This is a genomic window from Nitrospirota bacterium (assembly GCA_004296885.1).
Taxonomy (GTDB): domain Bacteria; phylum Nitrospirota; class Nitrospiria; order Nitrospirales; family Nitrospiraceae; genus SYGV01.
On record SCVN01000001.1, the window covers coordinates 1 to 21186 of the forward strand.

Genomic DNA, 21186 nt, shown 5'->3' on the forward strand with positions numbered 1-21186 from the left:
ATGGGGGCCATCATCATGGACGGGGCGGTGATCGGCGAGGACTGCGTGGTGGGGGCCGGGGCGTTGGTCACCGAGGGCACCATCGTGCCGCCCAAGAGCCTGATCCTGGGCTCGCCGGCCAAGGTCAAGCGGTCGGTGACCAAAGAGGAATTGGAGTGGATCAGGGAGTCAGCGGAGAACTATATCCGCTATGCGAAGACCTATTTGGGGGAACCGCTCAAGTCAAAGCCGGGCTTCCAGCCGTAACAACCATATCGCGTCGTTCGTCGCCCGCCAGAAACCTCTCGTTTCACGAGTGCCCCTTCGCGGTCATTGCCGGCATCACAAGAGCCACCGGTGAAGATTTATCAACCGTCGGCGAGCCGGCCACGTGGCCGACAAGATCGTAGGCTGATGCATCCGTAATGGTCGCTTTGACGAACTCTCCCGCTTTGGCCGACCCCTGATTCAAATACACCAGCCCGTCGATTTCAGGCGCCATGCCTTCGTGACGGGAAGCCAGCAGTTGATCCGATTCCTCGGACGGACCTTCCACCAACACCTCGACCGTGCGCCCGAGCAGCGCTTGGCTCTTCTTGAGCGCAATGCCTTCCTGCAAGTTGAGCAGTTCGGCCCGACGTTCGTCCATGAGTTGCCTGTCGAGCTTCCCATTCATCTCGACGGCGGACGTGTCTTCCTCGTCGGAATAGAGGAACACGGCCACCCGCTCGAAGGCCATGTCCTGCACATACTGCTTCAGCTCGTCATAGGCTGCGTCGGTTTCACCGGGAAACCCCACGATGAACGCCGTCCGAAACGTGAGCCCCGGAATCCGTTTCCTGAGCCGTTCCACCAGCGCCGTAATCGAAGCCTTGTCCCCCAACCGGTGCATGCGCTTCAGCATCGCATCGTTGATGTGCTGGAGCGGCATGTCGATATACTTGGCGATCTTTTCCTCCCCGGCGTAGAGCGAAATCAATTCGTCGTTCATCTGCTGGGGATAGAGATAGAAGGGCCTGATCCATCGCAGCCCGTTCACCTTGACCAACCCGCGCAGGAGCTGCGTCAACCCCTGCCTGAGCCCCAGATCCACCCCATAGTTGACCGTGTCCTGGGAGATCAGGTTGATCTCCTTCACTCCTTCATCGGCGAGCCGCTGGGCCTCCGCCACGATGGACTCCACGGGCCGGCTCCGCTGTTTGCCCCGCATGAGGGGGATGGCGCAGAAGGCGCAATTGCGATTGCAGCCCTCGGCGATCTTGATATAGGCCATGTGCGGCTTGTCCAGCCGGAGTCGGGGGGTCCGTTCATCGTAGAGATAGGGAGGCGGGGAGAAAAAGAGCCCTTGCCGCTTGCGGCCCGGCTTGAGCAACGTCTGGGTGATCTCGGCGATCCGGCCGATCTCGCCGGTCCCGACCACTCCGTCCAACTCAGGTAGTTCCTTCAGCAGCTCGCCTTGGTACCGCTGCGCCAGGCAGCCGGCGGCGATCAGCACCCGGCAGGAGCCGGTTTTCTTCAGATGCCCATGCTCGATGATCGCATTGATGGATTCCTGCTTGGCTTCTTCGATAAACCCGCAGGTGTTGACGATGACGACCTCGGCCTCGGCTGGATCGGGGGTCAGGACAAACCCCTTCGCCACCAGCGAGCCGAGCATGACTTCCGCGTCCACCTGGTTTTTGGTGCATCCCAGGTTGACAAAGCCGATGCGCGTCTTGCCGGATTCCGAGAGAAGGGGCAATGGTTTGCGAGTGGCCATACGCAAGACAGTGTACGGGTCGGTTGAAGGGGCTGTCAACACAGCGAAGGGGCTACATAGAGAGACAGGAAAGCAATTTTCGCTCACTCAAGCAAATGGCCCCGAGCAGCCATAATGGGCTGTGCAGGATGTTCAAAATGGCCACCCAGCGAGGCCGCAGCAAGCGAGAAACCGAGGCGTACTTTTTATCGTACGGTGAGGTTTTGAGCGATGCGAGAACAAAGCTGGAGGCCTTTTTCAACATCCTGCTAACGAGTTCCAATGCGGATCAGACAGACCGGATCGCCCACCAGCGCCGTGGGATAATCTGTTTCCTCCACCGAGCCGGATACCTTGTGGCGGCTGCACCAATCCTCAATCCAGGGAATCTCTTCGACCGATGTGGTGACCAGCCCAGGCCGCTTGAGCTTCCTCAGACAGGCATCGGTCAGGCTCCTGACGATTGTCCGTTCGCGCGCAAAACGCGACGCATCGAACGTCGCCGGGTTGGCCCGGCCATAAGAAAGCGCGGCCAGCTCGGGAAATCGCTCCGGATCGTTCAACACGCTCACCACCCACAGATGGTCGAATCGGCCTGCAGCCTTGCCGCCATCCTGCGCCGAAATGCGGAATGGCAAGCCGGCACAGGCGCGATTCAACAAGCGGACTTCCTTCGCCCTGAGATTACACGCCGTGACTTCGCGCCCGAGTTCCATCGTTTCCATGGCGAGCAGGGGAATCTCCGCCACCCCGGCGCCGACGTACAGGCTCCGCCCCTTCGGTTTCAGGCGACCCAGCAGCACCTCCGCCATCTTGATCCCGAGTTTCCGGCAGGGCTCGCGCTTCGCCTTCCAGAAAGCCGCTCCCCCTTCGTCGCAGTAGATCGGGCCCAGTTTCACATAGTCCAAGCGCCTGAAGACTGCCGCAATGGCTCTTGTGGTATCGGATGTCAGCTGCTTCTTCATGGGGCAGGCTGCTCCTTGATGGTTGCGAGCCGGACCGTTGCAGCCGCGAGACAATCTACCACCAGCTCCATAAAGGCAAAGTCCAAGGTCTCGATGGTATCCGTGGGCCGGTGGTAGTGGGGATTGCGGAAATCGGCCGTGTCGGTGAGCATGACAGCCGGATAGTCCTCGTCCCAGAAGGCCGCATGGTCGCTGCGCCTGCTGTCGGGAAGCTGCTCCCCTCGCCCCGGCACCAGAAGTGGAACGGTTTTCAGCTCCGGGACGAGCCCCTTGGCCGCTTGCGCAAGCGCCGTCACCAGATGGGCGGCCGCTTCGTTCCCGATGACGCCGAGGAAATCGCCCGTGGTCGGAACCGGGATGGGTACGCCCGGTGGAATCCTCTGCGAGCCGGGCTCGGCGCTGGCATAGCCCATACATTCCAGCGCGATCATCCCCTGAATCGGCTGGTTCGTCGTCCGCAGATGAGCCGCATAGGCCCGGCTGCCGAGCAGGTTCTCTTCCTCCAGACAAAAGCCGATGAACTGCACATCGTGAATCAGCGGGCGATGCTTGAGGCTCCTGGCCGTTTCCAGCAGCACGGCCAGGCCGCTGGCATTGTCGTCCGCGCCCGGCGAACCAATGACCGTGTCATAATGGGCCGCGATGAGAAGCGGAGCCGCCGACGCGTCCGTTCCCGTGAGCGTGGCGATCACGTTGCGGAAGGTCCTGCCATAGGCGGCGAAGGGGTGGCCGGTCACGATCAGCCCCAGGCTCCGGAACTGGTCGACGAGGTACTGGTCTGCTTGCGCGAGTGTAGCCGGGGAAGAAACAGGGTGCCGTTCACCGACGAGCGCCATCACATGTTCGCGGAGGCGATCCTGCACGATGCTAGGAGACGATCTCGGTGCCGATCCCCCGATCGGTGAAGATCTCCAGCAAGATCGCATGCGGCATGCGCCCGTCGATGATGTGGGCTTTTTGAACCCCGCCGTCCAGCGCGGCCAGGCAGGATTGGACTTTCGGCAACATGCCCTCGCTGATCGTGCCCTTCTTCACCATCTTCTGCATGTCCTTGCGCGACAGGGTGGACACGTGGCTGCCCTTGGCGTTGCGGATGCCCTTCACGTCGGTCAACACGAGCAGTTTTTCCGCCTTGAGCGCCGCCGCGATGGCGCCGGCGACCAGGTCCGCGTTGATATTGTAGGTGTTTCCCGCGCGGTCTGCGCCGATCGGGGCGATGACGGGGATAAAGCTCTCCTGTTGCAGCTTTTCGATCAGGCGCGGATTGACCGACTGGACCTCGCCCACGAGCCCGAAGTCGCCGTCTTCCTCTCCGTCAGGCTCCGTGCCGAGGCTTTCCGCCCAGGCCTTGACCGTAAGCGGCTTGGCCATGATCATGCCGCCGTCCTTGCCGGTCAGCCCGACGGCCCGGCCGCCGTGCTGGTTCAGCAGGTTGACGATTTCCTTGTTGATCTTTCCGCCCAGGACCATCTCCACGACCTCCATCGTGGCCCGGTCGGTGACCCGCACGCCCTGGCGGAACTTGGCCTCGATGCCGAGGTGGTCCAGCATCTGATTGATCTGCGGGCCGCCCCCGTGCACGATCACCGGATTGAGGCCCACGTACTTCATCAGCACCACGTCCTGCGCGAAGCCGTCCTTGAGCTGGTCGTCCGTCATGGCCTTGCCGCCATACTTGATGACGACGGTCTTGCCGGCGAAGGTCCGGATGTAGGGAAGGGCCTCGATCAGGACATTGGCCTTCTTGATCAGTTTGTTCATACGTCGCTCCGCTCCTCAGCTATCAGCTCTTACAGAATAAACCGGCTCAAATCCTCGGCCTTCGCGATCTCGCGCAGCCGGTCCTTCACATAAGCGGCATCGATCAGAATCGCTCGCTCGACCACGTCGGGAGCCTCGAACAACACCTGCTCCAGCAGCCGCTCCATAATCGTGAACAGCCGGCGGGCTCCGATGTTTTCCGTCCGGTCGTTCACCTGGACGGCGGTGGCGGCAATCTCCTCTAGTCCGTCCTTGGTAAAGTCCACGGTCACTCCCTCCGTGTCGAGCAAGGCCCGATACTGGGTGATGAGCGCGCCGCGCGGCTCGGTCAGAATGCGGACCAAATCGTCTTTGGTCAAGGCCGTCAGCTCGACCCGGATCGGAAACCGGCCCTGGAGCTCCGGAATCAAATCCGATGGCTTGGCCACGTGAAACGCCCCGGCCGCGATGAACAGGATGTGATCGGTGCGGACCGGGCCGTATTTCGTGTTGACGGTGGACCCCTCCACGATCGGCAGCAGGTCCCGCTGCACCCCCTCGCGCGACACGTCCGGGCCGGCCATCTTCTCCCGTCCGGCGATCTTGTCGATCTCGTCCAGAAACACGATGCCGGTTTCTTCCACCTTGGCGACGGCGTCGCGCACGACCTCGTCCATGTCGATCAACTTCTGGGCTTCCTCCTGCGTCAGATGCTTCAACGCATCGGGCACCTTCATCAGGCGTTTCTTTTTCTTCCCCGGAAACAGCCCGCCCAGCATCTCGCGCAATCCGCCTTCCAGCTCCTCCATCCCGCCCACGTTGGAGATCACGCCGATGGGCAGCCCCCGCTCCTTGACCTCCAGCTCGAGGGAACGATGGTCCAGCTTGCCTTCGCGGAGCTGCAAACGCAGCTTCGATCGGGTGGCGTCGTAGGATTCATTCACCGGGGCCCCGTCGGCCCCCTGGTCGTCCGGCGCGCCGAAAGAAGCCTTGGCGCTCGGCGGCGGCAGGAGAAGATCCAGTAACCGCTCCTCCGCCTGCTGCTCGGCCTTCTGCTGCACCTGCTCTTGATGCGCGGCCTTGACAAGGCTCACCGCCTGTTCGGTCAGATCGCGGATGATGGACTCCACGTCGCGCCCGACGTAGCCGACCTCGGTGAACTTCGAGGCTTCCACCTTGATGAACGGGGCCTGGGCCAGCTTGGCCAGGCGCCGCGCGATCTCGGTCTTGCCCACGCCGGTCGGGCCGATCATGATGATGTTCTTGGGAATGACTTCGTCCCGCAGTTCGGGAGTGAGCTGCTGCCGCCGCCAGCGATTGCGCAGGGCGATGGCCACCATGCGCTTGGCGTCCCGCTGGCCGATGACGTAGCGGTCCAATTCGGCCACGATCTGGCGCGGCGTCAGGTTATCCAGCCCCGCCTGTGTGTGCGTCAGCTCGACCATGCCCGGCTCGCCCTTCACGGCGTGAGTTCTTCCATGACCAGTTGCTGGTTCGTGTAGATGTCGATGTCGCCCGCGATCTTCATGGACTCCTCGACCACCGCCCGCGCATCCAGGTTCGAATGGCGGAGGAGGGCCCGCGCGGCAGCCAGGGCATAGGGACCGCCGGAGCCGATCGCCAGAATGCCGTCTTCCGGCTCCACCACGTCCCCCGTGCCGGAGATGACGAAGGAATGCTCCAAATCCGCCACCGCGAGCAGGGCTTCCAGCCGGCGGAGCACCCGGTCGGTCCGCCAGTCCTTCGCCAGCTCGACCGCGGCGCGGGTCAGGTTGCCCCGATGCTCCTCCAGCTTGGCTTCGAACTTCTCGAACAGGGTAAAGGCGTCCGCCGTCGCCCCGGCAAAGCCGGCCAGAATCTGATCGTGGTGCAGACGGCGCAGCTTGCGCGCATTGTGCTTCATGACCGTGGTGCCGACCGTCACCTGCCCGTCCGACCCCATGGCCACGCGGCGGTCCCGCCGGACGCAGAGAATCGTCGTGGAGCGAATCTTCATGATGCCGCGCCCTTGTCCGATGCGCCGGTCGGCCGCTTGGCCCGCGGGTGGGCCCGGTCGTAGACCGCCATCAACTGATCCGTCGCCAGATGCGTATACTTTTGCGTCGTGCCCAGCGACGCATGGCCCAGCATCTCCTGAATGGCGCGCAAATCGGCCCCTTCATCCAGCAGATGCGTGGCGAACGAATGGCGGAGCGCGTGCGGGCTGACGCGGCCGCTGACCAGCAGGCTGGAATACTTGCCGACGATCCGCTCGACACTGCGCGCCGTCAGGCGTCCGCCCCGATGGTTGCGGAACACCGGGGTCGCCAGTTGCGCCGAGGGCTTGCCGGCAACGGCCTTCAGCGGCAGGCTCGCCTGATACTCCTTCACGCTTTCGACGGCCACCTCGCCGATCGGCACGATGCGCTCCTTGCGACCTTTGCCCCTGAGCCGGACCAGCCCGTCGCCCATGTTCAGGTCCTCCAGATTCATCCCGACGAGTTCGCTCACCCTGGCGCCCGTCGAATAGAGCGTTTCCAGAATCGCGCGGTCCCGCAAGGACAGAAGGGTGTTCCCCTCCGGCAACTCCATCAGCGCGTCGGCATCGTCCTTGGTCAGGACCCGCGGCAGATATTGGGGCTGCTTCGGAGTCCGGACCTCCTCGGCCGGATTGCGTCCGACCAAGCCTTCTCGGGCCAAAAACCGGTAGCAGCTCCGCAGCGCCGCCAGCTTGCGCGCCAACGAGGATTTCTTTTCGCCTTTGCGGTCCAGCCAGGCCAGGTAACTCCGAATCAGCAGCGGGTCCACCTGGTCCGGCGCAAGCGGGGAGGCCAAGGCGGCGCGGGGCTCGTTCGCGAACGAGAGGAACTGGCGGAGGTCCGACCGGTAGCCGCGAATCGTTTCGCGGGACGCGCCCTGCTCCACGTCGAGAAACGTCAGGAAAGCCCGGATCGCTGCTTCCATGCCTCGAGATCCTCCAGCGCACGCTGGCCGATCTTCCGCCGCTTCTGCTCCTTGTCCCGGATGTTGCCGGCCAGGGGTGGAAACAGACCGAAATTCGTGTTGATCGGTTGAAAGTGCCGGGGGTCCGTCGTCGTAATGTAGGTCAGCAAACTCCCATGCGCCGTCGTGGGCGGAGGCGTGACCAAGGGCAGTCCGGCCAGCCCACGAGCCGCGTTGATCCCGGCCAGCCCGCCCATGGCCGCCGACTCGGTATAGCCCTCTACACCCACGAGTTGGCCCGCGAAGAAGGCCGTGCCCCGCACCTTCAACTGCAACGTGTCCTGCAAAAGCTGGGGCGAATTGATGAACGTGTTGCGGTGCAAACTGCCCAATCGTAAAAACTCGGCGTTTTCCAGCCCTGGGATCATGCGGAACACCCGACGCTGCTCCGGGTAGGTGAGCTTGGTCTGAAATCCCACCATGTTATAGCAGGTGCCATGGACATTCTCCGGCCGCAACTGCACGACCGCGTGAGGCCGCTTGCCGGTCTTGGGATCTTCCAGCCCCACCGGTTTCAAGGGGCCGAACAACATGGTTTGCTTGCCCCGCTCCGCCATCACTTCGATCGGGATGCAGCCTTCGAAATAGGGCACTTTCTCGAAGTCCTTGGGCTGGACTTTTTCCGCCTTGATCATGGCGTCGTAGAAGGCCCCGTACGTCGCCTCGTCCATCGGGCAGTTCAGGTAATCCGCCGTGCCCTTGTCGTAGCGCGAGGCGCGGAAGACCTTGTCCATGTCGATGGAGTCTGCGTCGATGATCGGGGAGATCGCGTCGAAAAAATACAAGTGCTTGGTATGGGTCAGCTCGCGGATGGCGTTGGCCAGAGCATCCGACGTGAGCGGGCCCGTCGCCAGGATGCAGAGGCAGTCGGTCGGAATCTCCTTGATCTCCTCGCGGAGAATCCGGACGTTCGGATGGCTTTCCAGCACCTGGGTGATTTTCTGCGAGAACTGGTCGCGATCCACGGCCAGCGCCGAACCGGCCGGCACGCGGACTTCGTCCGCCACCCGGATCACGAGCGAATTGAGGCGGCGCATCTCCTCTTTGAGGATGCCGGGCGCGTTCAGGATGTCGGTGGAGCCGAGCGAGTTGGAGCAGACCAGTTCGGCCAGGTAGCCGGTCTTATGGGCCTGGGTGGACTCCTTGGGGCGCATTTCGTAGAGCGTGACCTTGGCGCCATGATTGGCCGCCTGCCAGGCCGCCTCTGACCCGGCCAGGCCACCCCCGATGATGACGATGTCGTCGCGCATGCTTCTCCAATTTGCTCCGTGAAAATCGCATTGTACGGGCCACCCTAGGGGGAGTCAAGCCAACCGGACCGGCTCAAGAGAGCCGCAAAATTATCGGTCGGCGCGGGGAAAGGGCTGGTCGTTGCGGGCTATTGCGAAGAGCAATGGCAGTATCTACTGTGCGTGTGGATCGGGCGTTCCGGTGAAGGGGAGAAGCGAGCAGCGGACCTTGTTCAGCAGCCCTTGAATTGCCGTGCCTCACACTGTCGCGCGAGTTGCTGGGCTTCAGCCAGTTGCGCGGGAGCCAGACGACGAGCGAATTGATCTCGCCTGTCTGCTCGGCGCTTCTGAGCTTCGCCTGTCGAGGCTGCTGCCCCGAGGCTGTACCACATGTACGCCCGCACATAGTCCTGCGGAACGCCATCGCCGTTTTCATACAGTACCCCGAGGTTGACTTTCGCCGATGCGTTCCCCTGCGCGATGGCTTTTTCGTACCACCGCCGCGCTGCCGCGTAATCCTGCGGCACGCCCTTTCCATTGTCATACAGCAACCCGAGATTGTACTGCGCCGATGCGTACCCCTGCGCAGCGGCTTTTTCGTACCACTGCCGCGCCATCGCGTAATCCTGCGGCACGCCGTTTCCCATGCTATACATCAACCCAAGGCTGTTCTGCGCCGACACATCTCCCTGCGCAGCGGCTTTCTCGTACCACTGCCGTGCCGTCGCATAATCTTGCGGCACGCCCTCTCCCTTGTCATACAACACCCCGAGGTTGTTCTGTGCACTCGCGTTCCCCTGTGCGGCGGCTTTCTCATACCACTGCCGTGCCTTCACAAGATCCTGCGGCACGCCCTCCCCCTGGGCATACAGCACCCCGAGGTTGAACTGCGCCGACGCGTTCCCCTGTGTGGCAGCTTTCTCATACCACTGCCGTGCCTTCACGAGATCCTGCGGTACGCCGTCTCCCAAGTCATAGCGATACCCTATTTCAACCTGTGCCCAAGCATCGCCCTGGGCTGCCTGCGCCTTCAGCCTTTGGATCTCTTCGGTCGAGAGGTCACTGGCTTGGGGCGAAGGCGTCTCTGTAGAAACTTGTCCCTCCTGCCGTTGTTGCTGTATCGCCTCCAACTGGGCTTCCAGACGTTTCAGACGCTCCTGTTGGGCTGCCACCGTATCCCGCACCCCGGAATCAACCTGGCGCGAGGCGAGTTGCTTCCGCACCTCCGCCAAATTCACATCTGCCTTGATCGTCAGCGTAAGCGTCATGTGCTCATTCTCGAAACCGAACTTTTCCTTGGTGTCCTTGACCTGCATGACGGCTGAAGCAAACGAGGTGATCTTGTCCTTGGTGAGTTGGAAGTCTTTCACTTCCGACGCGCTCTCGATCAGCACGCCCGCTTGCTCCAGCACCTTGCGTTTGGCTTCGAGCAAGCAGCGCTGGCGGGCGTCGTCTTTGCTGTCGTGGTCGCCCAGGATGTAGGTGTGCGTGGCGGTGAAGGTTTTGACTTCAGCGGAAGCAATTGTAGGCAGGAAGAGCACCGCTAGGAGAGTGAAGACGGAAAGGGCACGCATGGGGCTAAGTATGACGAAGGAACCTACAACCGTCAAGGAAATGGGGGGGCGTCAGCATTGCTTTTGATGAGGAAGCCGCGTTTACCCCTTCGTTGACTGGCTGAAAACCCCTGTGCTAGACTCGCTCGCGTGGGCGATTAGCTCAGTGGTAGAGCGCTTCCTTCACACGGAAGAGGCCACAGGTTCGATACCTGTATCGCCCACCACCCCGAACTTGTTTGGCGGGAGCGCGGTTAGCGCGATCCGCAGTGAGTCTCTTCTTTCCTGAGTCATTTTTCTGCCAAGCTCGCTCGTACCGGCCGCCCATACAATTGCTCTTGGCGGACGGAGAAAACCCTCCAGTGATCTCTTTCCTCTATATCTCGCTTCGCTTGAACCGGCGCCTTTTTATCGCTTTATCGAATTTGATGGCGCCGGAGAAAACCCTCCAGTATTTTTCCTCTATCCCGCCCGTCTTGCTGAACCGCCCCCTTCGATCAAATGGGGGCGGAGAGGTTCCTTTCCACAAGTAATCTAATTCCCCCCACTACGTGTGAGCCGTCGGCTCACCATCGCGTTATCGTCATGAATCCGCGCCCAAGACCATCGTGAAGCGGGAAACCTGTTACACCCTCCGAATTGCAAATATGAGCCGGCGAGCCTATGATTCGCGGCAGATTCGCTCGAAATCGCCTGCTGCGCGCATTTTGAATGCATGGCCCTGAAACCATCGGAGCTCACCATGGACAAGACCTATTCGGCATCCGAGCTCGCCATGATCAAGCTTCTCGAGAAGCACGTCAATGCCGAACTCCAAGGCGACTTGGAGACCACGATGGCAACTATGGCCGACAATCCTCACCTCCTCAATATCGCCAACATGATGGGCGGAAACGGATACGAGGGGGTCAGAAGCTTTTACAAGAATCATCTCGTCGGCAAATTCTTTCCACCTGACGTAACCATGAATCGCGTGTCCCTCACCGTTGGGACGAATCAAATCGTAGAAGAATTGGTCATAACGTTTACGCACACGACGGTGATTGATTGGTTACTCCCGGAGGTGGCCCCAACGGGCAAGAAGGTGGAAGTCGCCGTCGTCGTCATCGCCGGCATTCAGGACGGCAAGATCACGCATGAGCATATCTATTGGGATCAGGCGAGCGTGTTAGTCCAGGTGGGCTTACTGGACCCAAAGAGTTTGCCCGTATGTGGTTCTGAGAGTGCCAGAAGACTACTGGATGCATCAGTGCCAAACAGAACTCTAAAGAAACGCTCATAAGACCGTCTCTCTGGGACCGTCATACCGCACTTCGTGTGAACCGTCGGCTCACCATCGTTTTATCGTCATTGACGCCGACGGAGAAACACCTCAGTTTGATCTTCTCATTTGTTTTCCTCTCCCCGTCCCAAAACCTTGATTTGCTGGACAGAATCGGCCTTGTCGGCTAGACTCCAGGACATACTGGTGAGAAAATCGATTCCTGTTCGAGACAGAGAGGTGATGCGATGAAGAACCAGACCGTCATGGGACTCGTGATGATCCTGGCGTTGGTGGCCACTGCCTGTTCGAGAACCACCGAGATCAAGACCAACCAGACGACCATCTATTCCTCCATGGAAAGCACGGCCCTGGTCTATACGGACCCGGAAGGCACGTCGGCCGTCGACGACCATCCGCTCCGTTGGGTCGCCTTCTGGATGAGCCCCTTCGCCAATGCCTTCGATTATGCCTTCAACCGGCAGTGGTACAACCTGGCGTCCACCAGGCCCAATCTCTTCGGCTATACCGCCGAAGACGCCATGTTGCATTCGCAACGGCCCAGCGCATACTAACCTCCGCGACATCATGATTCGTCTAGGTCCGGTGGGCCATGGCCCACCGGACCTGGTCCACCCGACCAGTCTTCATGAAGCCTCCTTTTCCTCACATTCCTCACAGGCTCGGAATCGCATCCCGAGGGTTGGCCGGCTGCACCCTGGCACTGAGCCTGCTGGTCAGCGGGTGCGCTGAGGAATTTGAGCACCGTGAATTGCCTCCCTCGGCCAGCGATCTGGTCCTGATGAAATCCGCGCACGTTTGTGGACCAAAGGCCGAGTTCTTGAAAACCCACCAGGCGCTTCCGATCCAGACCGTCCCTTGGGGCGGGGGGGAAGAGCTGCGCATCCCGGCCGCCAAAAGCGAATCCCATGCGGAGGAATCCTACTTCTTCAATGAAGAAGGGCTCTCGGTGGGCGTCTTGTTTACCTTCCCCAGCGGCCTCGACTTGAAGCCCTACCCCGTGCTCCGCATGACCCTGGAAGCCTTGAAGCCAGACGTAGAATTTTATATGAGTCTGGCCCAGGCGCCGAGCCGCGCCGATCTCGACTTCAGCACGCTCTACAAGACCGGCGATGAAAAAAGCACGACCCAGTACATCACGATGGGCCCGCCCGATACGGCCAGCCTGCTGATGGCCTCGGTCTCGATCGACACCTACGAAAGTCTATTGAGCCCCTACCGGAAGGAGTTTCTCAGCCGCGTCGCCATGAGCAGCAAGGGGAAGGGGGGGGCCAAAGCGGACGTCCGGGGCGCAGAGGATAAGGAACCCTTCGCGTCGTTACAGCAGTTTGCGCGGGGGGAAACGGCCCAACTGGCCTATTGCGGGCCCAGCGATCCGGCGGTCGCCGTCACCGCCTACGGGAAAGCCATCGCCGGCGGCTTCTCGGACAAGGCGATGCTGTCGGAGGCCCATCACAAGCTGGGGCTGGCGTTGAAGCGGCAGGGCCAACTGGACAAGGCGCGCGACGCGATGCAACAGTCGCTCACGGTCTATCCCAACAGGCCGGAGGTGCTCAACAACCTCGGCGACGTGTACCGGGCCCAGGGCGACCAGAAAAAGGCCCTCGAAGCGTTCCAACGAGCCGTCACGCTCCGCCCGAACTATCCCATCGCGCGGTTCAACTTGGCCCAGGCGTATGAAACGATCAATCAGCGGCGGGCCGTCACCGAGTATGAAACGTACCTGGCGTTGGGAGAAGGGATTCCCGAGGAGGCCGAACGGGTCATGCAGGTCAAGAAACGCGTGGCGGAGTTGAAGAAACGCTGAGGGGGACGCGGCCGGCCTTCCTACCGACGGATCAGTTCTTCCTGTTCCTGGAGCGTCTTGCAGTCGATGCAGAGCGTCGTGACGGGACGCGCTTTCAGCCGCTTGTAAGGGATGTCCCCCCCGCAGCTCTCGCAGATGCCGTAGACGTTGTGGGACATCCGATCGAGCGCCTCGTCGATCTTCTTGATCAGCTTCCGTTCGCGATCCTTCAACCGCAACAAAAAGTTCTGATCCATTTCTGCCGAGGCTTGGTCGCTGAGGTCCGGGAAAGTCTCGAATTCGGCCCGATTCGTCAGGGCCACCCCCGCTTCTCGCAGCAGCGCGGCCCGTTGTCGTTGGAGGTCCCGGCGGATATCGGGATATTTCCCCGCCGGTTTGGCGGTTTTCTTCGCGGGGCGTTTCGGAGCGCTCTTCGGAGCGGCCTTGCGGGCGGACGGGGCTGGCCGACGAGCCTTGGGCACCTTGGCAGCGGACTTCGCCGCGCGTTTGGGCGCGGCTCGTTTCTTCACCGGTTTGGAGGTTCGACGTGTAGGCATGCAGGACTATAGCAGAGCGCGGAAATTTGCGTCAATGGAATCTCTGTCGGCGCGGGCGTCCTGCGCAACCATCGTTACAAATCCCGCCGCCCTTCGAGGGACTTGATCAGCGTCACTTCGTCCGCATATTCGATGTCCATCCCCACGGGAATCCCGTAGGCGATGCGGGAGACCTTCACGCCGAACGGTTTGATCAGCCTGGTGAGGTAGATGGCCGTGGCTTCGCCCTCGATCGTCGGGTTGGTCGCCAGGATCACTTCCTGCACGCCGCCGGCCTTCAGCCGGTCCGCCAACTCCTGCGCCCGGATGTCGGAAGGACCGACCCCGTCCAAGGGCGAGAGCGACCCCAGCAGGACATGATACAGGCCGCGGAATCCGCCGCTCCGCTCGATCGCATAGAGGGTGCTCGGCTCCTCCACCACGAGAATCTTCGTACTGTCCCGCTTGGGGTCGAGGCAAAACTCGCACAGCTCCCCCTCGGCGATGTTCCGGCACTGGCGGCAGAAGGCCAACCCTTCCTTGACGGCATGGATCGCATCGGCCAGACGCAGGGCTTCTTCCTGATCCGTCTTCAGAATGTGAAACGCCAGCCGCTGGGCGGTCTTCTGGCCGATGCCCGGCAGCCGGACCAGTTCGCGGATGAGTCGGGCGAGGAGCCCCTGTTGATCCATCGCCATAGCTACCAGGTCAGAACGATGAATGATGAATGCGAAGTGCTAAATGAATTTGAAATCTCCGGAAATGCCATTCCGCATTCATACTTCATCATTATTTACATCAGCCCCGGGATGTTCAGTCCGCCGGTGACCGCTTTCATCTCTTCGGCCATCATGTCCCGAGACTTGTGCAGCGCATCGTTCGCCGCGGCAAGGACCAGGTCCTGCAACATCTCGACGTCTCCGGATTTCACCACCTCCGGATCGATCTTGACGGCCACGATGTCCATGGCCCCGTTGGCCGTCACGGTGACCATCCCGCCGCCCGCGGTCCCGCTGACCTGCCTGGCCGCCGCCTGCTCCTGAATCTTGGCCATCTGCGCCTGCATGGCCTGGGCCTGTTTCATAATGTTGCCGATATTGCCGAACGGGTTTTTGCTCATGTCTCCGTCTCCTTCTGTGGCGTCACCTGACGGACATCCACCAGTTCGCCCCCGAAGGTGGCCAGGGCCTGTTTGACGAGGGGGTGGGTCTTGGTCCGTTCCAGGAGCGCCTGCTTCTGCTCTCGTTCTTTCGCCAGTCGCGTTTGGGCCATGCTGGGCGCGGTGGGTTGGCCCTCCGCCATTTCGATCACGCTCACCCGCACCTTCCGGCCGGCCAGCTCCGAACAGAGGCCGGCCACCAGGTTGCGGGTCGCCTCGGTGTTGATGCGGGCAAAGGCCGTCGACGCCTTCTGATAGCCCATGGTCACGCTCTCATGATCCGTGCCGATCAGCGTCCCTTGGGCCAGAAATGGCGCGATGCTGGGATGCTCATTTTCAATGCGCTCGAGCAGTTGCTCCCAATTGAGCTGGATCGGCGGCGCAGCAGGCGGCGCGCCGGAGGCCGGGACAGGTTTGGCCTTGGCCGGATCATCGGCAGGCCGGCCTTGAGGTTTCTGGGACGGAGGATTGGACGGGCCGCTCGCTTCTATCGGCTTGGCTGGCGGCCTGACCAGCGGCCCGGCCGGACTCGCCGGGGTCGGCCCCGTCGCCGGACCCGGTATGCTCCCTCTGGCAGGCGTCGAACCGGGCGGTTTGGCTGGGGCTGAAGGGGCCGGTGCGCGCGGCGCGGTTGAGGCAGGACCAGCAGCTGGCGCCGGCCTCGACGGTGACGTTTGAGGTGGTGCGGATCGGGTCGGCGGAGGAGCGCCTGCCGGTTGGCTCACAGACTTGAGTGACGCAACCGCCCGTGCCGGCGCAGGGGCCGCCACGGCCGCTGCCGAGGCCGTTCCACCGGCCGATGGACGCGTCGCGCGCACGGCCGCCACCTCCAAGGCAAAACGGGGATGGCTGCTGAGCCGCAAGGTGTCTTCCGTCTGGGAGAAGATCTTGAAGAGCTCCTGCAACTGCTCGGCCGTGAAGGTGCCGGCATCGGCGATAATCTGGGTGATTTCTTCATCGGACAAATCGATGAGCCCGTGGAACGCTTGCGGTCCCTGGCCTGGGGGCACGACGGAGGCGACCAGAAGATTGCGCAGGTGCTCGACAAGCTCCGAACAGTAGGCCCGCAAGTCATGGCCTTGATCCAGCAACTGGGCCACCACCCGCACCGCGGCTGGACTGTCTTGCGTGCGGATCGCCGCGACCATGGCGCGGACCTGTTCCTGCGGCACCGAGCCGAGCAGCGTTTCAAGATCGCGGTGCTGCAAGGCTTTCCCGCCGAAGGCCACCGCCTGATCCAGCAGGCTGAGGGCGTCCCGCATGCTGCCTTCGCTCGCCCGGGCCAGGGCCGCCAGGCTGCGGGCTTCGATCGTGAGACCTTCCTGGTCGGCCACGTGCTTGAGCTGCTGCATGATTTCCGCTTTGGAAATCCGCCGGAAGTTGTAGTGCTGGCAGCGGGACAGGATCGTCGCCGGGATCTTGTGAATCTCCGTCGTGGCGAAGATAAAGACCACGTGCGAAGGCGGCTCCTCCAGCGTCTTGAGCAGGGCATTGAACGCGGAGTTCGAAAGCATGTGGACTTCGTCGATGATGTAGACCCGATAGTGGCCGCGGAAGGGCGCGAACTTGACGTTCTCGCGGATCTCCCGCACATCGTCCACGCTGGTGTTGGACGCGCCGTCGATCTCGACCACGTCCACGGAGGTGCCCTGGGTGATCTCCTGGCAGTTGGCGCAGGTCTCGCAGGGCGTGCCGGTGGGGCCCTGCTCGCAGTTGAGGGCCTTGGCCAGGATGCGGGCGACGGTGGTCTTGCCCACCCCGCGCGTGCCGGAAAAGAGAAAGGCGTGGGCGATGCGTTTGGTCGCGATCGCGTTGACCAACGTCTGCACGACGTGGGGCTGGCCAATTACCGACTCAAACGTGCCGGGCCGGTACTTTCTGGCTGAAACCTGGTAGTCCATCGTCCTTTGGCGCAATAGGCGTCCGATTGCAAATTATCCAGACAGTGGCGCGCCAGAGTACCTTCCGGCAGTGGCAACGAACGCCGTAAGCGGTGTCGCGTCGCGCGACACCTTTTCATGGGCAGGGAAAATCACTGCCCCTTAGTACAACTGGCGCACCACTGCCTGCTGGCAAATCAACCGGGCATTTTCTATCGCGCCAAGAAAGTGGGGCCAGGTGATCCTGCGGCACACACACGAGCCTGCTTACCGTTGCTTCCTTCCGGACCTGGCGGGGTTCACAGGATTTTGTTGCACAGGGCCCGGCCCCGAATCTTTTTGGCGCGAGAGAAACATACCGACGGCAAACCAGCCGGCAGTGGCGCGCCAGAGTACCAACAGGTAACGAAGCTCCGCGCCGAAATTTTGGTGTCGCTTCGCGGCGTCATCTCAGTGTTCCAAGTCCTAATAGTGAGTCGCGTACCGCGACACCTTTTTTCATGGGGACGGAGAATCATGGCCCGTTGGTACAACTGGCGCGCCATTGCCCAAACCATACATACCGATGTTTATCGCGCCAAGTTTGGCGGAGAGGGTGGGATTCGAACCCACGGTCGAGTTACCCCGACGCATGCTTTCCAAGCATGTCGATTCGGCCACTCTCGCACCTCTCCGCGATCTCAGTCTCAAAGAGACGGGCATCTTAACATGGGGGGGGGGCAGCGGCAAGGCAAGGCTTGCGCCGCACCGCGCAGTTCCTTATGCTTCCCCAGCGACGGGCAGGAGACCATCCGATGTCCCAACAAAATGACACAGAGCGGCGGCTGGCCTGGTTGACCGTCCTCGCCGATCCACGCTTTCTGCCGACGCTCGTCGATCTGCTCGCCGACATCGCCACAACGGTCGGCCTGGGGCAGGAGGAGGCCCGGAAGCTGGATCTCGTCCTGAGCGAAGTGTTCCGCAACATCGTCGAAGAAGGATACCAGGGAGACACCAGCCAATCGCTCGATGTGACCGTATCGTTGCGTGGGCATGCGCTCGTGGTCGCCGTCGAGGATAGGGGCCTGCCTCTCGATTATCGAGGGCTGCAGGAAGGCCGGAATTCACGCTTCGCCTCCATCCTGCAGGCCGGCTATGTGGATCGGGTCCGCTTTATGAATCGCGGGCCCCAGGGCAACCGGGTCGAATTGATCCGGGAGTTGCCGGCCGAAGACTTTCGAGACAAGGCGGACCCGAAGGAGCACCAAGCCACGGTCGAGGCAGCGAAGGCGCATCCCGAAGAAACCATCGCCACGCGGCCGATGAAACCGGAGGAGGCGGCTGAGTTGGCCCGCCTCGTCTACCGTTGTTACGGCTACACCTATCCCGGCGAGTTCATCTACTACCCGGAGAAAGTGGAAGCGCAACAGCGGGCGGGGTTGATGAAATCCTACGTGGCCTGCAACCAGCGCGGCGAGCTGATCGGGCACCTGGCCATGACCTTTCCCAGACCGGGCGCCAAGGTGGTCGAGTCGGGACAGGCGGTGGTGGACCCCCGCTACCAGGGCCATGGCCTGTTCCAGCGCATGAAGTTGCAAGCCCGCGACGACATGGCCGCGCACCAGGTGGTCGGCATTTACAGCGAAGCGGTGACGGTTCATCCCTACAGCCAGAAGGGGAGCCTGGACATGGGGGCGCACGAAGTCGGCTTCCTGCTCGGCTATACATCGGGCACCGTCTCGTTCCGGAACATCAGCGAGTCCGAAAGACCTCGCCGCCAGTCGGTCGCCTTCCTGTATCTCACGGCCCTCGCCCATGAGCCGGCCACCGTCTTTCTGCCGGCACCCTATCGAGACTTGGCGCAGGGGATTTACGAGGCGACGGGCATTCAACGGATCGTCACGTCCGATCGGGGCGCTGGGCCGGCCGGCCTTCCGGCAGCCGGACACCTGACCGTTTCGCTACGCCCCGACCACAACCAGGCGATCCTGACTGTGGATGTGCTTGGCCAGGACTCATTGGATTCCATCCGGTCCCACTTGCATGAGTTGCGGCTCCAACGGGTGGATTGCATCTACGTGGACCTTCCCCTTGCCCAGGCAGGGGCGGGGACGCTGGGCGACAGACTCCGGGAGCTCGGCTTCTTCTTCGGGGCCCTGATTCCGGAATTCGGCCAGGGCGACGTGCTACGGCTGCAATACCTGAACAACGTGGATATCGTCCCCACCGACATCCATACGGCCTCCGACGCAGGCCGCACACTGCTCGCCACGATCCTCGACGACCGGACCGCCGTGGCAAACTGAAATGATTACGGAGGAATCCCTGCCGTGACCGAGCCACTCTTCGACTCCGCTCAGTATAAGGCCTCGCAGAAACAGGACTGGAGCAACGTCGCCGCCGGCTGGAAAAAATGGTGGCAGACGATGGAGCATTGCGCCAAACCGGTCAGCGACCGTCTGGTGGAACTGGCGCAGATCAGGACCGGGCACAAGGTGTTGGATGTCGCCACCGGCATCGGGGAGCCGGCCGTGACCGCGGCACGCAAGGTCGGGCCGACGGGCCGCGTCATCGCGACCGATCAGGCGACACAGATGCTGGCCGTTGCGCGGGAACGGGCAGCCGAACTGGGGCTGACGAATCTGGAATTCCGCGAGATTGACGCAGAGGCGTTGGACTTTCCGCGCGAACGCTTCGATGCCATTCTGTCGCGCTGGGGCCTGATGTTCCTGCCGAACTTGACCGGCGCTCTTGCCAACATGCACCGGTTGTTGAAGCCGGGGGGGCGGCTGGCCGCGGCTGTGTGGGGACCGTCGCCGAAGGCCCCCTTCATCAGCCTGGCGATCAATACGGTCCGGCAGCAATTGCACCTCCCGCCGCCGCCACCGGGCATGCTGGGCCCTTTCAGCCTGGCCGACGCGACCATTCTGGAACGAGCGCTGACACGAGCAGGGTTTTCCGACATCCGGAGCGAGCCGCTGACGCTGCTGTTCGAGTGGGCCTCGGCGGAGGACTACACCCGCTTTCAGCAGGATATCGCGGCGCCGATTATCGCGATGGTGGCCAAGGAGCCGCCTGCGCGGCAGGCTATGGTCTGGCGTGCGATCACGGAGGCGGCCCGGCAATATGCGGGCGCGGACGGAACGGTCAAGATGCCCGGCGAGGCGATCTGCTGGTCGGCCCGGCGGTAGAGTCGGCTCGGAAACGATTCAGGATGTTCAAAAAGGCGGCCCTCTCACCCGCCCACCCCGGCGCGCAAGACGCGCCTCTTCCACGGGTGCGACCGAGAGCAAAGCTGGAGGCCTTTTTCAACATCCTGCTCCGGCTAGAAGGCGTAGCGCAGGCCCAGCGTAAATCCCTGCCGCATGCTCATGAACTCGTTGAGCGGCGCCGTCGAAACGATGCCGGTGCGGGAGTAGCTCTGAAACTGTCCATCCAGCACGTTCATCCACCAGAACCGATACCCAAAATCGAAGAACAATTGCTGGACGATCCGATAGCTGAGCGTGCCGTCTGCGTCCACCCCGACCCCGGTGCCGGTGATTCGGATGCTGGGGTTCTGGGCCAGATCGGTCCGGAGATGGTGGATATCGCGATTGTCCAGCGAGGCATAAGGAATAAACGCCGCCTTCCCGCGAAAACTCAACCGGGGCAGGAACTCATACTCTCCCTCAAGCCCCATGCGCAGGGACGTCCAGGAGGCGGTGTTGGTGAGGACCGTCTGGCCCGAATTGCTCACGGTGCCGGCCGAGTTGCAAAATAGGGCGGACGCGCATTGCACCTGCGTCACGCCCGTCGCCGTATGGGCCTGCCGCCAATATTGGTACCCGACAAAGGCGCTGAGCGAGCCTTTGCCGTTAGGCGACGTGACCAGCTTGGACCCGAGATCCAGGTTCAGGTACCACATGTCGTGGCCGTTGATGTCGCTGTAGGTCCGGGAGATCCGCTGCGCGCCCGGCGTGCTCGTGCCGTAGAACGTGGCGCCGGCGGCGCTGACGTAGTCGTCGTCGGTCAGCCTCCCCCCGCCGATGTCCGCGAAGCCATACTCCGCCCGCGCAAAAAACCGTTGCGCATAGGTGACCTGCCCGCCGAATTCCACGACGTTCGTTCCCACATCTTTAAATTTCAACTGTGAGGTAGGATCGCCCAAGAGCCGGTTTGACCCGGAGGCATTGTGGCTCCACCGGGTTTCTCCTTGGCTCAGCCAGGAAGACACCTTTCCTTCAAACTGAAACTTGGAGGGAGAGGGGGTGGCGACTTCTTCGGCCGAGGCCGAGACCACGAGAAGAGACAGAGCCAGCCCAATGGCACCCAGGGCCGCGAGCAGCCTTAGGGACAGGGGGATCATGTCTCCCTTGTAATGGAGCCCACAATGGCC

General features: G+C 62.1%; 20 protein-coding genes, 2 tRNA genes and 1 other RNA gene. 7 read left to right on the forward strand and 16 right to left on the reverse strand.

All coding sequences use genetic code 11. The features are described from left to right. Nucleotides 1-246: gamma carbonic anhydrase family protein (locus tag EPO61_00005; GenBank protein TAJ11019.1), on the forward strand; the 246-nt coding region annotated here is incomplete at its 5' end. Between the two features lie 43 nt (nucleotides 247-289). Here EPO61_00005 and rimO read toward each other — a convergent pair. From rimO to EPO61_00050, 9 genes are all read right to left on the reverse strand, one after another. Beyond that, on the reverse strand, nucleotides 290-1738 hold the full coding sequence (gene rimO, locus EPO61_00010; protein ID TAJ11020.1) for a 30S ribosomal protein S12 methylthiotransferase RimO: 1449 nt from the start codon (nucleotides 1736-1738) through the stop codon (nucleotides 290-292). 248 nt (nucleotides 1739-1986) lie between these two features. Then, a complete protein-coding gene (locus EPO61_00015) occupies nucleotides 1987-2682 on the reverse strand; it encodes a hypothetical protein (protein TAJ11021.1) in 696 nt (231 codons plus the stop codon). Further along, nucleotides 2679-3608, reverse strand: coding sequence for a M28 family peptidase (locus EPO61_00020; protein ID TAJ11022.1), 930 nt, complete (start codon nucleotides 3606-3608; stop codon nucleotides 2679-2681). The genes EPO61_00015 and EPO61_00020 overlap by 4 nt, the downstream gene beginning before the upstream one ends. After that, nucleotides 3550-4443, reverse strand: a complete 894-nt coding sequence (argB, locus tag EPO61_00025) for an acetylglutamate kinase (protein ID TAJ11023.1) — start codon at nucleotides 4441-4443, stop codon at nucleotides 3550-3552. Before argB ends, EPO61_00020 begins: the two co-directional genes overlap by 59 nt. A 29-nt stretch (nucleotides 4444-4472) precedes the next feature. Beyond that, nucleotides 4473-5867 carry an ATP-dependent protease ATPase subunit HslU gene (gene hslU, locus EPO61_00030; protein ID TAJ11070.1) on the reverse strand — a complete coding sequence of 465 codons (1395 nt, stop codon included), beginning with the start codon at nucleotides 5865-5867 and terminating at the stop codon, nucleotides 4473-4475. Nucleotides 5868-5881: 14 nt separating this feature from the next. Further along, nucleotides 5882-6421 carry an ATP-dependent protease subunit HslV gene (hslV, locus tag EPO61_00035; protein TAJ11024.1) on the reverse strand — a complete coding sequence of 180 codons (540 nt, stop codon included), beginning with the start codon at nucleotides 6419-6421 and terminating at the stop codon, nucleotides 5882-5884. Then, complete coding sequence (locus EPO61_00040; GenBank protein TAJ11025.1) at nucleotides 6415-7365, reverse strand: tyrosine recombinase XerC; 951 nt, start codon at nucleotides 7363-7365, stop codon at nucleotides 6415-6417. Before EPO61_00040 ends, hslV begins: the two co-directional genes overlap by 7 nt. Next, nucleotides 7338-8654, reverse strand: a complete 1317-nt coding sequence (locus tag EPO61_00045; protein ID TAJ11026.1) for a methylenetetrahydrofolate--tRNA-(uracil(54)-C(5))-methyltransferase (FADH(2)-oxidizing) TrmFO — start codon at nucleotides 8652-8654, stop codon at nucleotides 7338-7340. Before EPO61_00045 ends, EPO61_00040 begins: the two co-directional genes overlap by 28 nt. Before the next feature lie 212 nt (nucleotides 8655-8866). Then, on the reverse strand, nucleotides 8867-9901 hold the full coding sequence (locus tag EPO61_00050) for a sel1 repeat family protein (GenBank protein ID TAJ11071.1): 1035 nt from the start codon (nucleotides 9899-9901) through the stop codon (nucleotides 8867-8869). A gap of 437 nt (nucleotides 9902-10338) precedes the next feature. On the opposite strand from EPO61_00050, the gene EPO61_00055 reads away from it, so the two are divergent. The 4 genes from EPO61_00055 (at nucleotide 10339) to EPO61_00070 (ending at nucleotide 13275) form a co-directional block, all read left to right on the forward strand. After that, a tRNA-Val gene (locus tag EPO61_00055) sits at nucleotides 10339-10413 on the forward strand. Nucleotides 10414-10928: 515 nt separating this feature from the next. Then, the gene (locus tag EPO61_00060; GenBank protein ID TAJ11027.1) at nucleotides 10929-11468 is read left to right on the forward strand and encodes a carboxymethylenebutenolidase; all 540 of its coding nucleotides are present in this window, start codon (nucleotides 10929-10931) and stop codon (nucleotides 11466-11468) included. A gap of 227 nt (nucleotides 11469-11695) precedes the next feature. Beyond that, nucleotides 11696-12022, forward strand: coding sequence for a hypothetical protein (locus tag EPO61_00065; protein TAJ11028.1), 327 nt, complete (start codon nucleotides 11696-11698; stop codon nucleotides 12020-12022). Between the two features lie 38 nt (nucleotides 12023-12060). Further along, nucleotides 12061-13275: a tetratricopeptide repeat protein gene (locus tag EPO61_00070; GenBank protein TAJ11029.1), complete on the forward strand. Its 1215-nt coding sequence runs from the start codon at nucleotides 12061-12063 to the stop codon at nucleotides 13273-13275. Nucleotides 13276-13295: 20 nt separating this feature from the next. On the opposite strand, the gene EPO61_00075 is transcribed toward EPO61_00070, so the two are convergent. The 6 genes from EPO61_00075 to EPO61_00100 all read right to left on the reverse strand — a co-directional run bounded on the left by EPO61_00075 (nucleotide 13296) and on the right by EPO61_00100 (nucleotide 17503). Further along, complete coding sequence (locus tag EPO61_00075) at nucleotides 13296-13811, reverse strand: RNA polymerase-binding protein DksA (protein TAJ11030.1); 516 nt, start codon at nucleotides 13809-13811, stop codon at nucleotides 13296-13298. 74 nt (nucleotides 13812-13885) lie between these two features. After that, nucleotides 13886-14488: a recombination protein RecR gene (gene recR / locus EPO61_00080; protein ID TAJ11031.1), complete on the reverse strand. Its 603-nt coding sequence runs from the start codon at nucleotides 14486-14488 to the stop codon at nucleotides 13886-13888. A 95-nt stretch (nucleotides 14489-14583) separates the two neighbouring features. Then, on the reverse strand, nucleotides 14584-14910 hold the full coding sequence (locus tag EPO61_00085; GenBank protein TAJ11032.1) for a YbaB/EbfC family nucleoid-associated protein: 327 nt from the start codon (nucleotides 14908-14910) through the stop codon (nucleotides 14584-14586). Then, nucleotides 14907-16850, reverse strand: a complete 1944-nt coding sequence (dnaX, locus tag EPO61_00090; protein TAJ11033.1) for a DNA polymerase III subunit gamma/tau — start codon at nucleotides 16848-16850, stop codon at nucleotides 14907-14909. Before dnaX ends, EPO61_00085 begins: the two co-directional genes overlap by 4 nt. A gap of 163 nt (nucleotides 16851-17013) precedes the next feature. Beyond that, nucleotides 17014-17233, reverse strand: an RNA gene (gene ffs / locus EPO61_00095) — signal recognition particle sRNA large type. Nucleotides 17234-17413: 180 nt separating this feature from the next. Then, a tRNA-Ser gene (locus EPO61_00100) sits at nucleotides 17414-17503 on the reverse strand. A gap of 87 nt (nucleotides 17504-17590) precedes the next feature. Here EPO61_00100 and EPO61_00105 point away from each other — a divergent pair. Both EPO61_00105 and EPO61_00110 read left to right on the forward strand, forming a co-directional pair. Then, nucleotides 17591-19114, forward strand: coding sequence for a hypothetical protein (locus EPO61_00105; protein ID TAJ11034.1), 1524 nt, complete (start codon nucleotides 17591-17593; stop codon nucleotides 19112-19114). 15 nt (nucleotides 19115-19129) lie between these two features. After that, nucleotides 19130-19999: a methyltransferase domain-containing protein gene (locus EPO61_00110; GenBank protein TAJ11035.1), complete on the forward strand. Its 870-nt coding sequence runs from the start codon at nucleotides 19130-19132 to the stop codon at nucleotides 19997-19999. A 134-nt stretch (nucleotides 20000-20133) separates the two neighbouring features. On the opposite strand, the gene EPO61_00115 is transcribed toward EPO61_00110, so the two are convergent. Further along, nucleotides 20134-21156 (reverse strand): hypothetical protein, encoded by a 1023-nt coding sequence (locus EPO61_00115; protein TAJ11036.1) that lies wholly within the window; start codon nucleotides 21154-21156, stop codon nucleotides 20134-20136. Nucleotides 21157-21186: the final 30 nt, after the last annotated feature.

Excerpts from the sequence above, each read along its gene's own strand:
- recR (TAJ11031.1), bottom strand. The coding sequence starts at position 14,488 with ATGGCGATGGATCAACAGGGGCTCCTCGCCCGACTCATCCGCGAACTG.
- EPO61_00115 (TAJ11036.1), bottom strand. The coding sequence starts at position 21,156 with ATGATCCCCCTGTCCCTAAGGCTGCTCGCGGCCCTGGGTGCCATTGGG.
- EPO61_00075 (TAJ11030.1), bottom strand. The coding sequence starts at position 13,811 with ATGCCTACACGTCGAACCTCCAAACCGGTGAAGAAACGAGCCGCGCCC.
- argB (TAJ11023.1), bottom strand. The coding sequence starts at position 4,443 with ATGAACAAACTGATCAAGAAGGCCAATGTCCTGATCGAGGCCCTTCCC.
- EPO61_00045 (TAJ11026.1), bottom strand. The coding sequence starts at position 8,654 with ATGCGCGACGACATCGTCATCATCGGGGGTGGCCTGGCCGGGTCAGAG.
- EPO61_00040 (TAJ11025.1), bottom strand. The coding sequence starts at position 7,365 with ATGGAAGCAGCGATCCGGGCTTTCCTGACGTTTCTCGACGTGGAGCAG.
- EPO61_00050 (TAJ11071.1), bottom strand. The coding sequence starts at position 9,901 with ATGACGCTTACGCTGACGATCAAGGCAGATGTGAATTTGGCGGAGGTG.
- EPO61_00105 (TAJ11034.1), top strand. The coding sequence starts at position 17,591 with ATGCTTCCCCAGCGACGGGCAGGAGACCATCCGATGTCCCAACAAAAT.
- EPO61_00060 (TAJ11027.1), top strand. The coding sequence starts at position 10,929 with ATGGACAAGACCTATTCGGCATCCGAGCTCGCCATGATCAAGCTTCTC.
- EPO61_00085 (TAJ11032.1), bottom strand. The coding sequence starts at position 14,910 with ATGAGCAAAAACCCGTTCGGCAATATCGGCAACATTATGAAACAGGCC.
- rimO (TAJ11020.1), bottom strand. The coding sequence starts at position 1,738 with ATGGCCACTCGCAAACCATTGCCCCTTCTCTCGGAATCCGGCAAGACG.
- hslU (TAJ11070.1), bottom strand. The coding sequence starts at position 5,867 with ATGGTCGAGCTGACGCACACACAGGCGGGGCTGGATAACCTGACGCCG.
- EPO61_00020 (TAJ11022.1), bottom strand. The coding sequence starts at position 3,608 with ATGCGATCTTGCTGGAGATCTTCACCGATCGGGGGATCGGCACCGAGA.
- EPO61_00070 (TAJ11029.1), top strand. The coding sequence starts at position 12,061 with ATGGCCCACCGGACCTGGTCCACCCGACCAGTCTTCATGAAGCCTCCT.
- EPO61_00015 (TAJ11021.1), bottom strand. The coding sequence starts at position 2,682 with ATGAAGAAGCAGCTGACATCCGATACCACAAGAGCCATTGCGGCAGTC.
- EPO61_00065 (TAJ11028.1), top strand. The coding sequence starts at position 11,696 with ATGAAGAACCAGACCGTCATGGGACTCGTGATGATCCTGGCGTTGGTG.
- dnaX (TAJ11033.1), bottom strand. The coding sequence starts at position 16,850 with ATGGACTACCAGGTTTCAGCCAGAAAGTACCGGCCCGGCACGTTTGAG.